Source organism: Gordonia sp. CPCC 205515 (assembly GCF_048537925.1).
Classification (GTDB): Bacteria; Actinomycetota; Actinomycetes; order Mycobacteriales; family Mycobacteriaceae; genus Gordonia.
Map to the genome: position 1 here is coordinate 1 of NZ_JBCLVJ010000037.1, position 555 is coordinate 555.

Below are 555 nucleotides of genomic sequence, written 5' to 3' on the forward strand. Positions count from 1 at the left end.
CGAGGACTATCGCGGCCTCCCACGTCCTTCATCGGCTCCTGGTACCAAGGCATCCACCGAACGCCCTACACACTTACAAACAACACCTACAAACACACCCCACACACAACAGTGCGCGAGACGCGAATGTAGACAAACAACATTCATCGACAAAAAACTTGCAGTACCAAAGACTACAAAAAATAAAGATGCTCGCATCCACTATGCACTTCTCAAACAACACACACCCACCCGCAATCAACCCTCAGCACGCCATCACAGCGCACCTCACCAGATCAACCACATCATGGGCATCAGAGAAAACGTGTGTTCCCTCAGAACCCCGATAGTGTGCGACACACACGCCGGCCTCACAGCCGACGTCCACCCGATCACTTGACCACAGTTGATCAACGACCAGATCTGTCTGATGTTTCACCCTCGAACACACACGCATGGTCTTCACAGTCGGAAGACACGAACACGTGATGTTGTGTGCTCCTTAGAAAGGAGGTGATCCAGCCGCACCTTCCGGTACGGCTACCTTGTTACGACTTCGTCCCAATCGCCGATCCC

At 52.8% G+C, this 555-nt stretch carries 1 rRNA gene; it reads right to left on the reverse strand.

Going from position 1 to position 555, the window contains the following annotated elements:
* Nucleotides 1-485: 485 nt before the first annotated feature.
* Nucleotides 486-555, reverse strand: a 16S ribosomal RNA gene (locus tag AAFP30_RS28780); the annotation flags it as partial.